Origin of the sequence: Citrobacter sp. Awk 2 (genome assembly GCF_028069815.1) — a bacterium.
Taxonomy (GTDB): domain Bacteria; phylum Pseudomonadota; class Gammaproteobacteria; order Enterobacterales; family Enterobacteriaceae; genus Citrobacter.
Genome location: NZ_JANEWL010000291.1, coordinates 1 through 249, shown reverse-complemented (window position 1 = coordinate 249; position 249 = coordinate 1). Strand labels below are relative to the sequence as shown.

At 49.0% G+C, this 249-nt stretch carries 1 protein-coding gene; it reads left to right on the top strand.

Annotation, left to right across the window (positions count from 1 at the left end; all coding sequences use genetic code 11):
- A partial coding sequence (locus NNO02_RS23695; protein ID WP_271455917.1) for a type VI secretion system contractile sheath domain-containing protein occupies positions 1-249 on the top strand: 249 nt, incomplete at both ends.

The window sequence follows — 249 nt, the reverse complement described above, 5'->3', positions numbered from 1 at the left end:
ACTTTGATCGTGCTGAATACATCAAGTGGAAATCCTTTCGTGAGACGGATGATGCCCGCTATATCGGTCTGGTGATGCCGCGTGTACTGGGCCGTCTGCCGTATGGTCCGGACACTGTACCTGTTCGTAGTTTCAACTATGTGGAAGAAGTTAAAGGTCCGGATCACAACAAATACCTGTGGACCAATGCATCCTTTGCTTTTGCGGCCAACATGGTGCGCAGTTTTATCAGTAATGGCTGGTGTGTAC